General features: G+C 61.3%; 13 protein-coding genes. 12 read left to right on the forward strand and 1 reads right to left on the reverse strand.

Annotated features, from left to right (window positions below; translation table 11 throughout):
* Positions 1-51: 51 nt before the first annotated feature.
* The 3 genes from BOP93_RS19385 (at position 52) to BOP93_RS19395 (ending at position 3,623) form a co-directional block, all read left to right on the forward strand.
* Positions 52-957, forward strand: coding sequence for a DMT family transporter (locus BOP93_RS19385; protein ID WP_104504310.1), 906 nt, complete (start codon positions 52-54; stop codon positions 955-957).
* Between the two features lie 103 nt (positions 958-1,060).
* Positions 1,061-1,852: a CPBP family intramembrane glutamic endopeptidase gene (locus BOP93_RS19390; RefSeq protein WP_104504311.1), complete on the forward strand. Its 792-nt coding sequence runs from the start codon at positions 1,061-1,063 to the stop codon at positions 1,850-1,852.
* A gap of 205 nt (positions 1,853-2,057) precedes the next feature.
* Positions 2,058-3,623 (forward strand): methyl-accepting chemotaxis protein, encoded by a 1,566-nt coding sequence (locus tag BOP93_RS19395; RefSeq protein WP_104504312.1) that lies wholly within the window; start codon positions 2,058-2,060, stop codon positions 3,621-3,623.
* Between the two features lie 95 nt (positions 3,624-3,718).
* Here the strand turns inward: BOP93_RS19395 and BOP93_RS19400 are convergent, their stop codons facing one another.
* Positions 3,719-4,411, reverse strand: a complete 693-nt coding sequence (locus BOP93_RS19400; protein ID WP_104504313.1) for an alpha/beta family hydrolase — start codon at positions 4,409-4,411, stop codon at positions 3,719-3,721.
* Positions 4,412-4,490: 79 nt separating this feature from the next.
* Here BOP93_RS19400 and ccoN (BOP93_RS19405) point away from each other — a divergent pair, with 79 nt between their 5' ends.
* The 9 genes from ccoN (BOP93_RS19405) (at position 4,491) to BOP93_RS27500 (ending at position 11,558) form a co-directional block, all read left to right on the forward strand.
* Positions 4,491-5,915, forward strand: a complete 1,425-nt coding sequence (gene ccoN / locus BOP93_RS19405; protein ID WP_104504314.1) for a cytochrome-c oxidase, cbb3-type subunit I — start codon at positions 4,491-4,493, stop codon at positions 5,913-5,915.
* A gap of 10 nt (positions 5,916-5,925) precedes the next feature.
* Entirely contained in the window at positions 5,926-6,534 is a 609-nt protein-coding gene (gene ccoO / locus BOP93_RS19410) for a cytochrome-c oxidase, cbb3-type subunit II (protein ID WP_104504315.1), read from the forward strand.
* A 3-nt stretch (positions 6,535-6,537) separates the two neighbouring features.
* Complete coding sequence (locus BOP93_RS19415) at positions 6,538-6,738, forward strand: cbb3-type cytochrome oxidase subunit 3 (protein ID WP_104504316.1); 201 nt, start codon at positions 6,538-6,540, stop codon at positions 6,736-6,738.
* A complete protein-coding gene (ccoP, locus tag BOP93_RS19420; RefSeq protein WP_104504317.1) occupies positions 6,735-7,646 on the forward strand; it encodes a cytochrome-c oxidase, cbb3-type subunit III in 912 nt (303 codons plus the stop codon). The genes BOP93_RS19415 and ccoP (BOP93_RS19420) overlap by 4 nt, the downstream gene beginning before the upstream one ends.
* Positions 7,647-8,067: 421 nt before the next feature.
* Entirely contained in the window at positions 8,068-9,510 is a 1,443-nt protein-coding gene (ccoN, locus tag BOP93_RS19430; protein WP_065887893.1) for a cytochrome-c oxidase, cbb3-type subunit I, read from the forward strand.
* Positions 9,510-10,118 carry a cytochrome-c oxidase, cbb3-type subunit II gene (gene ccoO, locus BOP93_RS19435; RefSeq protein WP_025854274.1) on the forward strand — a complete coding sequence of 203 codons (609 nt, stop codon included), beginning with the start codon at positions 9,510-9,512 and terminating at the stop codon, positions 10,116-10,118. The genes ccoN (BOP93_RS19430) and ccoO (BOP93_RS19435) overlap by 1 nt, the downstream gene beginning before the upstream one ends.
* Positions 10,119-10,123: 5 nt before the next feature.
* Complete coding sequence (locus BOP93_RS19440) at positions 10,124-10,309, forward strand: CcoQ/FixQ family Cbb3-type cytochrome c oxidase assembly chaperone (RefSeq protein WP_003193169.1); 186 nt, start codon at positions 10,124-10,126, stop codon at positions 10,307-10,309.
* Positions 10,306-11,283, forward strand: a complete 978-nt coding sequence (gene ccoP, locus BOP93_RS19445; RefSeq protein WP_104504319.1) for a cytochrome-c oxidase, cbb3-type subunit III — start codon at positions 10,306-10,308, stop codon at positions 11,281-11,283. The genes BOP93_RS19440 and ccoP (BOP93_RS19445) overlap by 4 nt, the downstream gene beginning before the upstream one ends.
* Before the next feature lie 116 nt (positions 11,284-11,399).
* Entirely contained in the window at positions 11,400-11,558 is a 159-nt protein-coding gene (locus BOP93_RS27500) for a hypothetical protein (RefSeq protein ID WP_157943533.1), read from the forward strand.
* Positions 11,559-11,632 lie beyond the last annotated feature (74 nt).

Below are 11,632 nucleotides of genomic sequence, written 5' to 3' on the forward strand. Positions count from 1 at the left end.
CGACCGGGACGCTGGGCAACACTCCCCCGCCTGATTGCGTAGGAGTTTTCCGTGAAACCTGTCGACACCCTCTACTTGCTGGGACTGGCCGCCATCTGGGGTGCGAGTTTCCTGTTCATGCGCATCATCGCGCCGGAAATCGGCACCGTGCCGACCGCGTTTTTCCGCGTATCGATCGCTGCCGCCGGCTTGTTGGTGATTCTTGCACTGATGCGCGTGAGCTGGGATTTCCAGGGCAAGTTCAAGACCGTCCTGCTGTTGGGCGTGATCAACTCCGGAATTCCGGCAACCATGTACTCGGTGGCGGCCCAGGTATTGCCGGCGGGTTATTCAGCGATCTTCAACGCCACCACCCCCTTGATGGGCGTGCTGATTGGCGGGCTGTTCTTCAGTGAACGCCTGACACCGTCGAAAATCGCGGGTGTAGCCTTGGGGCTGTTTGGCGTAGCCGTGCTCACACGTGCGGGGCCGGTGGCATTTGACATGGAATTGTTGATGGGCGCGATGGCGTGCCTACTGGCGACCACCTGCTATGGCTTTGCCGGTTTTCTGGCACGGCGCTGGCTGGATCAACGCGGCGGTTTGGACAGCCGCCTGTCGGCCTTGGGCAGCATGCTCGGCGCCACATTGTTCTTGCTGCCGTTGTTTGCCTACAGCGCTATCAGCCAGCCACCGGTGAGCTGGGGTGGGTGGCAGGTGTGGATGTCGTTGCTGGGGTTGGGCCTGGTGTGTACGGCCTTTGCCTACATTCTGTACTTTCGCCTGCTGTCATCCATCGGTCCGGTCAAGTCGATGACCGTGACCTTCATGATCCCGCCGTTCGGCGTGTTGTGGGGCGCGCTGTGGCTGGATGAGCCGCTGTCCATGGCTCACCTGTACGGTGGGGTGCTGATTGCAGGGGCGCTGTGGCTGGTGCTGCGGCCACACAAAAGTAGGCGCGAGCCACGAGCAGCCTGAATGCACGCGCGGCTCCCGGATACTTCAGGCCATGGAGGCGTTTTCATTCCGTCGAGCCGGACCGCTCGCTATAATGCCGGCCGTTTTTTTCGAAGGACTTCACATGATTGCTCTGCCCTGGCTGTACCTCACGCTGCTTTCCATTGGCTATGTCCTGGCCTTGAGCTACGGCCAACTGGGCGTGCTGGCGGCGGTCTCAGTGGCGCTGTTGCTGGTGGCCGGGTATGCCGTACGCCAGCAACGCAACCCTTGGGCACGCTACCTGGGCCACGGCTTGTTTATCGTCCTGGCCCTGGGCCTGGCGATGCATTGGCTGCCGGGTTTCCATAATGGCCGCGGCATTGCGCCCCAGCGCTTCACTCCGGACGCCGTGCCGTTCTCGATGTACCTGAACCAGGACAAACCCCTGATCGGCTTCTGGTTATTGCTGGCCTGCCCATGGATCGTGGCGCGGCGTTCATTGCGCCTGTCGATCTGCGTCACGGCCGTGGCCCTGACCCTGGCCGCCATCGCCGCCCTGGGTGGTGCAGCGCTGCTAGGGATGATCAGTTGGGCGCCGAAATGGCCGGACGAGGCGTGGCTGTGGGTGTTGAATAATCTGCTGTTGGTGACGCTGGTCGAAGAAGCGCTGTTTCGCGGGTATATCCAGGGCGGCCTAAGTCGGCGCTTCAAACACCTGCCCTACGGCGAGAACCTCGCGCTGCTGCTGGCCTCGCTGTTATTCGGCCTGGTGCATTTTGCTGCGGGTTGGCAGTGGATGCTGCTGGCGAGTATTGCCGGCGTGGGTTACGGCCTGGCCTATCGCTTTGGTGGTTTGGGCGCGGCGATTGCCACGCATTTTGGCTTGAATCTGCTGCACTTCGGGTTGTTCACCTACCCGATGCTCGCCGGCTAAACCTGCCTTACTGTAGGAGCGAGCTTGCTCGCGAAGGACTTCAACGCTAACGCGGGCATCCTGGATGAACGCGTTGCCCTTGAGTGTTTCGCGAGCAAGCTCGCTTCTACAGGGGCAACGCCGTTCGCAGGATTGTTGCAAAAATAAGTTAAATAAACGCCCTGCATGGCCGATAACCCGTGAAAGCCTTGCGGATTGAACAATCATGCGTAATAACCAACCCGTTACCCAGCGCGAACGTACCTTCCCCGCTCAGCAACGGTTGATCTCCACCACAGACGCCAAGGGTGTGATCACCTACTGCAACGACGCCTTTGTCGAAATCAGTGGGTTCACCCGCGACGAACTGATCCGTGCCCCGCACAACCTGGTGCGTCACCCGGATGTTCCGGCGGCGGTGTTCGCACACATGTGGTCGACGCTCAAACAAGGCTTGCCATGGATGGGCATTGTCAAGAATCGCTGCAAGACCGGTGACCACTACTGGGTTAACGCCTATGTGACACCGATTTTCGACGGCAACCAGGTGATCGGCTACGAATCGGTGCGCATCAAGCCCACCGCCGAGCAGATCCGCCGGGCCGAAGCGCTCTATCAACGCATCAACCAGGGCAAGTCGGCCGTTCCCCAGCGGGACAAGTGGCTGCCGGTACTGCAGGACTGGCTGCCGTTTATCCTGGTCAGCCAGTTGAGCTTCATGATCGGTGCCACCCTCACCTCCCAGTGGGGCTTTGCCCTGGCGGCAGGGTTGTCGGTGCCATTGGGTCTGCTCGGCCTGAGCTGGCAGCAGCGCGGCCTCAAGCGTTTGCTGCGCCTGGCCGAGCAGACCACCTCCGACCCGCTGATCGCGCAAATGTACACCGACAGCCGTGGCGCCCAGGCGCGCCTGGAGATGTCGATCCTCAGCCAGGAGGCGCGTCTGAAGACCTGCCTTACCCGCCTGCAGGACACCGCCGAACACCTCAACGACCAGGCTGCGCAATCCAACACCCTGGCGCACAACAGCTCCAGCGGCCTGGAGCGCCAACGCGTTGAGACTGAGCAGGTGGCCGCGGCGGTCAACCAGATGGCGGCGACCACCCAGGAAGTCGCCAGCCATGTGCAGCGCACGGCGGACGCCACCCAGGAAGCCAATCGCCTGACCGGCCGTGGCCGCGATATTGCCGGGGAAACCCGCGAGGCGATCCAGCGCCTGTCGGTGGCCGTGGGCGAGACGGGCGTGACCGTCACGCAACTGGCCAAGGACAGCGACGAAATCGGCGGTGTGGTGGATGTGATCAAAGGTATCGCCGACCAGACCAACCTGCTGGCGTTGAACGCCGCCATCGAAGCGGCGCGTGCCGGCGAGATGGGCCGTGGGTTTGCGGTGGTGGCTGATGAAGTGCGCCAGTTGGCGCAACGCACCACCGAGTCGACCGGGCAGATCCATGCCCTGATCGCCAAGCTGCAGCACACCGCCAGCGCTGCCGTGCAAACCATGGACGCCGGGCATCGCCAGGCCGAAGAAGGTGTGGCACGGGTGATGGAAGCGGATCAGGCGCTGGTGGGCATCAGTGAGGCGGTGGCCAATATTACCGACATGACCACTCAGATCGCCGCTGCGACCGAAGAGCAAAGCGCGGTTGCTGAAGAGATCAGCCGCAATATCAGCACGATTGCGCTGTTGGCGGACCAGACCTCGGAACAGGCGATGAACTCGGCGCAGTTGAGTGAAGAGCTGACGCATACCGCCAATACCCAGTATTCGCTGGTAGAGCGTTTTAACCGGTAAATCGCTATCGGGGGCAAGCCCCCTCCCACATGTTGACCACATTCCAAAGTTGGAACTCGGTCGAATGTGGGAGGGGGCGTGCCCCCGATAGGTCCCTAACAGGCACCCAGAAACTCAGCCACGCGCACCGCCGCCGCGTCCAGATGCTGCTCATGGGTAAATCCCGACGCCTTCAGCGGCTTCAAGTCATGATCCCCCGCCACCAACCACATCACCTCGATGCTCGGCGACAACGCATACCCCTCCACCGCCGCCCGATTACCCAGCGCATCCCGCTCGCCCTGCACAATCAGCGTCGACGTCGTAAGCGCAGCCAAATGCTCGACCCTGGGTTTCTCCGGCTTGCCCACCGCATAGAACGGATACCCCAGGCACACCAACCCGGCGGCGCCCAGTTCATCGGCCAATAAACTGGCCATGCGCCCGCCCATGGATTTACCGCCAATCGCCAGTTTCCCAGCGACATGACGTCGCACCTGCGCATACACCTCACGCCAGCATTCCAACAGTTTCGGCGCCGGATTCGGCGGGCGCTTGCCGCCGTCCAATCGACGTTGGGCCATGTAGGGAAACTCGAAGCGCACCACGTTCACACCATGCCCGGCAAGGCGCGCAGCCATGTGGTTCATGAATGCCGAGTCCATCGGCGCACCGGCGCCGTGGGCCAGGATCAAGGTGACGGGCTGGCCCGATGGGATGCCCGTGGCGGCATCCCACAGCCAGCCGCGTTCGCGCACACAGTGCGCCCATTGATCCCCGTCAATACTGGCCTTGTGCTCTTTGCCCATGCTTGCCTCGCTTTTTAGTCTGCCTATAACTCCAGCCCAAGTGCCGCATCTGCTTGGGTTGAACCGTGGATGGGGAACCATGAACACTACTTTAAGTACCGCCTATAACTACAAGGTGGTCCGCCAATTCGCCATTATGACGGTGGTGTGGGGCATCGTCGGCATGGGGCTCGGGGTTTTTCTCGCGGCCCAATTGGTCTGGCCTGCGCTCAACTTCGATTTGCCCTGGACCAGCTTCGGTCGCCTGCGCCCGCTGCACACCAACGCAGTGATCTTCGCCTTCGGCGGCTGCGCGCTGTTCGCCAGCTCCTTCTACTCGGTGCAGCGCACCTGCCAGACAACGCTGTTCGCGCCGAAAATCGCCGCGTTCTGCTTCTGGGGCTGGCAGCTTGTCATCCTGTTGGCTGCGATCAGCCTGCCGCTGGGCTACACCAGCTCCAAGGAATACGCCGAGCTGGAATGGCCGATCGACATCCTGATCACCATCGTCTGGGTCGCCTATGCCATCGTGTTCTTCGGCACGATCATGAAGCGCAACACCAAGCATATCTACGTCGGTAACTGGTTTTTTGGCGCGTTCATCATCACCGTGGCCATTCTGCATATCGTCAACAACCTGGAAATCCCGGTCAGCCTGACCAAGTCCTACTCGCTGTACGGCGGTGCGACGGACGCCATGGTGCAGTGGTGGTACGGCCATAACGCTGTGGGCTTTTTCCTCACCGCAGGCTTTCTCGGGATGATGTACTACTTCGTGCCCAAGCAGGCCGAACGCCCGGTGTATTCCTATCGCTTGTCCATCGTGCACTTCTGGGCGCTGATCACCCTGTATATCTGGGCCGGCCCCCACCACCTGCACTACACCGCGCTGCCGGATTGGGCACAGTCGCTGGGCATGGTGATGTCGCTGGTGCTGCTGGCCCCGAGTTGGGGCGGCATGATCAACGGCATGATGACGCTGTCCGGCGCCTGGCATAAGTTGCGCAGCGACCCGATCCTGCGCTTTCTCGTGGTGTCCCTGGCGTTCTACGGCATGTCGACCTTCGAAGGCCCGATGATGGCGATCAAGACCGTCAACGCCCTCTCCCACTACACCGACTGGACCATCGGCCACGTACACGCGGGGGCACTGGGTTGGGTGGCGATGATTTCCATCGGCGCGCTGTACCACATGATCCCGAAAGTTTTCGGTCGCGAGCAGATGTACAGCCTCGGCCTGATCAACGCGCATTTCTGGCTGGCCACCATCGGCACCGTGCTCTACATCGCCTCGATGTGGGTCAACGGCATCGCCCAGGGCCTGATGTGGCGTGCGGTCAACGAAGACGGCACCTTGACCTACTCCTTCGTCGAAACCCTGGTGGCCAGTCACCCTGGCTTCATCGTGCGACTGGTGGGCGGCGCGGTGTTCCTCAGCGGCATGCTGCTGATGGCTTACAACACCTGGCGCACCGTGCGCTCGGTGCAGCCTGTCGAAGCCGTCCCTGTCGCGCAGCTGGCCTGAGGAGTCTGTGATGAAACACGAAACGATTGAAAAGAACGTCGGCCTGTTGATGCTGCTGATGGTGCTCGCCGTGAGCATCGGTGGCCTGACCCAGATTGTCCCGCTGTTCTTCCAGGACGTGACCAACAAGCCGGTCGAAGGCATGAAGCCCTACACCGCGTTGCAATTGGAAGGCCGCGACATCTACATCCGCGAAGGTTGTGTGCAGTGTCACTCGCAGATGATCCGCCCGTTCCGCGCCGAGACCGAGCGCTACGGTCACTATTCGGTGGCCGGTGAAAGCGTGTGGGATCACCCCTTCCTGTGGGGCTCCAAACGCACCGGTCCGGACCTGGCCCGCGTCGGCGCGCGCTACTCGGACGACTGGCACCGCGCGCACCTGTACAACCCGCGCAACGTGGTGCCGGAGTCGAAAATGCCGGCTTATCCGTGGCTGGTCACCGCCGCCGTCGACAGCAGCCACACCGAGACCAAGTTGAACGTGATGCGCACCCTCGGCGTGCCCTACACCGACGACGACATCAAAGGCGCGGTCGCCAGCCTCAAGGGCAAGACCGAGATGGACGCGCTGGTTTCCTACCTGCAAGTGCTCGGCACTGCCATCAAGAGCAAGAGGTGAGCCATGGGATTTGAATTCGATGCGGGCACTATCCGCGGCCTCGGCACGCTGGTGGTGGCCATCGCCTTTATCGGCCTGTCGCTGTGGGTGTTCAACAACCGGCGCAACGCGGAGTTCGAGCAGGCGCGCCTGCTGCCGTTCGCCGATGAGCCTTCTCCACACAATGCTCAAGAAGAGCCTGCAACAAGGAGCGACCAGCCATGACCCTGTTTTGGAGTACATGGATCTGCGTACTGACCCTCGGCAGCCTGATTGGCCTGACCTGGCTGCTGATCGGCACCCGCAAGGGCGAAACCAAAGGCAGCGTCGACCAGACCATGGGCCACGCCTTCGATGGAATCGAGGAATACGACAACCCGCTGCCCCAGTGGTGGTTCATGTTGTTCGTCGGCACCCTGATATTTGCCGTCGGCTACCTGATTCTCTACCCGGGCCTGGGCAACTGGAAAGGCGTACTGCCGGGCTATGAAGACGGCTGGACGTCGGCCAAGGAGTGGGACAAGGAAATGGCCAGGGCCGACACCAAGTTCGGGCCGATATTCGCCAAATTCGCGGCCATGCCCGTGGAAGAAGTCGCCAAAGACCCGCAAGCCTTGAAGATGGGCGGTCGCCTGTTCGCGTCCAACTGCGCGGTGTGCCACGGCTCGGATGCCAAGGGCGCGTATGGCTTCCCGAATCTTGCGGACAACAACTGGCGCTGGGGCGGTTCGGCCGAAGCGATCAAGGCCACCATCATGAACGGTCGCCACGCGGCGATGCCGGCCTGGGGCGAAGTGCTGGGCGAGGATGGGGTGAAAAATGTCGCCGCCTATGTGCGTCACGACCTGGCCAAGTTGCCCTTGCCGGCGGACAACAACGCCGATTTGGCCGCCGGCCAAGCCGCATTCAGCACCACGTGCGTCGCCTGCCACGGCCCACAAGGGCATGGTGTGGAAGCCATGGGCGCGCCAAACCTGACCGAGCCAGGCGGCTTTATCTACGGCACCAGCCTGGCGCAATTGCAGCAGACCATCCGCCATGGCCGTCAGGGCCAGATGCCGGCGCAGGACGTACTGCAAGGCAATGACAAGGTGCATCTGCTGGCGGCCTATGTGTATAGCCTGACCCACTAGCACCTGTAGGAGCGAGCTTGCTCGCGAAGAACGTCAACGATAACGCGGTCAGTCTGGTCTATCGCGTTGCCTTTACGTTTTTCGCGAGCAAGCTCGCTCCTACCGTGTCGCAACATTCGCGACCAAGTGTCACACCCCACCAAAACCCAACTGTCCCCTCCTCGCTTTCGGGTCTACGCTTGTTCCTGCAGTGGGCCAATCCTGGCGTACGCGACGGTATCCGTTGCGCCCTCGAAAATTCCTGTCCACTTGATCAGCTTTGGATTTATGACTTTGTCCTTACACAAAACAGGGAAAGTGCGCAGAATCTGGCGTGGAACGCCTTGATACAGGTCAGTCATTGCGTTGCAATGGCCCCTCGCTTTCTACATACTTGCGGCCGATTTTACCTATAAAAATACTTAAACCGTGGAACCTTAGAATGAGCACAGCAATCAGTCCGACTGCTTATAACTATAAGGTGGTTCGCCAGTTCGCCATCATGACGGTGGTCTGGGGAATTCTTGGCATGGGGCTCGGCGTGTTCATCGCCTCGCAACTGGTCTGGCCGCAATTGAATTTCGACCTGCCCTGGACGACCTTCGGCCGCCTGCGCCCGCTGCACACCAACCTGGTGATCTTCGCCTTCGGTGGCTGTGCATTGTTTGCCACCTCCTATTACGTCGTGCAGCGCACCTGCCAGACGCGCTTGATCTCCGATGGCCTCGCCGCCTTCACCTTCTGGGGCTGGCAGGCAGTCATCGTCGGCGCCATCATCAGCCTGCCTCTGGGCTACACCACGACCAAGGAATACGCCGAGCTGGAATGGCCGATCGCCATTTTGCTCGCCATCGTGTGGGTGACCTATGCCGTGGTGTTCTTCGGCACCATCGTCAAGCGCAAGACCAAGCACATCTATGTCGGCAACTGGTTCTACGGGGCGTTCATCCTGGTCACGGCGATGCTGCATATCGTCAACCACGCGTCCTTGCCGGTGAGCCTGTTCAAGTCCTACTCGGCCTACTCCGGCGCGACGGATGCGATGATCCAGTGGTGGTACGGGCATAACGCCGTCGGCTTTTTCCTGACCACCGGGTTCCTTGGAATGATGTATTACTTCGTGCCGAAACAGGCCGAACGCCCCATCTACTCGTATCGCCTGTCCATCGTGCACTTCTGGGCGCTGATCACCCTGTATATCTGGGCAGGTCCGCACCACCTGCACTACACCGCGTTGCCGGACTGGGCACAGTCCCTGGGCATGGCGATGTCGATCATCCTGCTGGCGCCAAGCTGGGGCGGCATGATCAACGGCATGATGACCCTCTCGGGCGCCTGGCATAAGCTGCGCACCGACCCGATCCTGCGTTTTCTGGTGGTGTCCCTGGCGTTCTACGGCATGTCGACCTTCGAAGGGCCGATGATGGCGATCAAGACCGTCAACTCGCTGTCCCACTACACCGACTGGACCATCGGCCACGTACACGCCGGGGCCCTGGGTTGGGTGGCAATGATCTCCATCGGCGCGCTGTACCACATGATCCCCAAGCTGTTCGGCCGCGCGCAGATGCACAGCGTCGGGCTGATCAACACGCACTTCTGGCTGGCCACCATCGGCACCGTGCTCTACATCGCCTCGATGTGGGTCAACGGCATCACCCAGGGCCTGATGTGGCGTGCGATCAATGATGACGGCACCCTCACGTATTCCTTCGTCGAAGCGCTGCAAGCCAGCCACCCGGGCTATATCGTCCGCGCCCTGGGCGGTGCGTTCTTTGCCGCCGGCATGCTGTTCATGGCCTACAACGTCTGGCGCACCGTACGCGCCTCCGACCCGGCGCAAGCTGAAGCCGCCGCCAAGATCGCCGTTGTGGGAGCCCACTGATGAAGCATGAAGTCGTCGAGAAGAATATCGGCCTGCTGGCCTTCTTCATGGTCATCGCCGTGAGCATCGGTGGCCTGACCCAGATCGTCCCGCTGTTTTTCCAGGACGTGACCAACAAGCCGGTCGAAGGCATGAAGCCGCGCACCGCCCTCGAACTGGAAGGCCGCGACGTCTACATCGCCAACGGCTGCGTGGGCTGCCACTCGCAGATGATCCGCCCGTTCCGCGCCGAAACCGAACGCTACGGCCACTACTCGGTGGCCGGTGAAAGCGTGTGGGACCACCCATTCCTGTGGGGCTCCAAGCGCACCGGCCCGGACCTGGCCCGTGTCGGCGGGCGTTACTCCGATGACTGGCAGCGTGCGCACCTGTACAACCCGCGCAACGTAGTGCCTGAGTCGAAAATGCCGGCGTACCCGTTCCTGGTGGAAAACAAGCTCGACGGCAAGGACACCGCGAAGAAGATGGAAGTCTTGCGCACCCTGGGCGTGCCCTACACCGACGAAGACATCGCCGGTGCGGCCGCAGCCGTAAAAGGCAAGACCGAAATGGACGCATTGGTGGCCTACCTGCAAGGCCTTGGCACCCTCATCAAAAGCAAACGGTGACCGGCATGGATATCGGCATGATTCGTGGCCTGGGCACCGTTGTGGTGATGGTGGCCTTTATCGGCCTGGCGCTGTGGGTGTTCAGCCCCCGGCGCAAATCGGAATTCGACGACGCGACCATGCTGCCCTTTGCAGATGATCCCGAAGCCATCAAGCACGTCGAGCAAGCGTCTAGGAGTAACAAAGAATGACTACGTTCTGGAGCCTGTACGTCACAGTCCTCAGTCTGGGTACCATCTTCGCCCTGACCTGGCTGCTGCTGTCGACCCGCAAGGGCCAGCGCGCCGAGCAGACGGACGAGACCGTCGGCCACTCGTTCGACGGTATCGAGGAATACGACAACCCGCTGCCCAAATGGTGGTTCATGCTGTTTGTCGGCACCATCATCTTCGCCCTGGGTTATCTAGCGCTGTACCCCGGCCTGGGCAACTGGAAAGGCCTGCTGCCGGGCTACAACTACCTCGACAACGACAAGCAAACCCCATTCGCCAACGGCCAGACCGGCTGGACCGGCGTGCACGAGTGGGAAAAGGAAATGGCCAGGTCGGAGGCCAGGTTCGGGCCGATTTTCGCCAAATTTGCCTCAATGCCGATTGAAGAGGTCGCCAAGGACCCGCAAGCCCTGAAGATGGGCGGTCGGCTGTTCGCCTCCAACTGCTCGGTGTGCCACGGTTCCGACGCCAAGGGCGCCTACGGTTTCCCCAACCTCACCGACGCCGACTGGCGCTGGGGCGGCGACCCGGCAACCATCAAGCAGACCATCATGCAAGGCCGCCACGCGGTCATGCCAGGCTGGGCTGAAGTGATCGGCGAACAAGGCGTGGCGGACGTAGCGGCGTTCGTGGTGACCAACCTCGACGGCCGCAAACTGCCGGAAGGCGCCAAGGCCGACGTGGCCAACGGCGAGAAACTCTTCGCCGCCAACTGCGTGGCCTGCCACGGCCCGGCGGGTAAAGGCACCCCCGCCATGGGCGCACCGGACCTGACGCACCCGGGTGCGTTCATCTACGGCTCAAGCTTCGCCCAGTTGCAGCAGACCATCCGCTACGGTCGCCAGGGCCAGATGCCGGCGCAGGAGCAACTGCAGGGCAATGACAAGGTGCACTTGCTGGCGGCGTATGTGTACAGCTTGTCCCACGGGGACAAGAAGGCTGAAGAGCAGTAAGTCCTCGAACACAACAAAGCCCCGCTCAGCGAAAACTGTCGGGGCTTTGTTGTTTATTGCTACGACAAGCGACAGGCGTTAAGTTTGAAGGCGACTTTTTCAATCGAGACTGATGCATGAACGAAGACAACGCCATACTCCAGCAAAGTAATCAGGAAGAAGTAAACGAAGCGGGTGCTGCAAATATTGCCGACATGCTGCAAATGCCTGATGACAACATCGAATTCACCCCTGAGCGTGCAACCATTATTGCCAGGCAGCAGTTCGATCAGTGACTCACTTAAGCGGCCCCCATTCTGAAAATACCAAAGATCAAATGTAGGAGCCGGGCTTGCCCGCGACACATTCG

This window comes from Pseudomonas orientalis, assembly GCF_002934065.1.
Classification (GTDB): domain Bacteria; phylum Pseudomonadota; class Gammaproteobacteria; order Pseudomonadales; family Pseudomonadaceae; genus Aquipseudomonas; species Aquipseudomonas orientalis_A.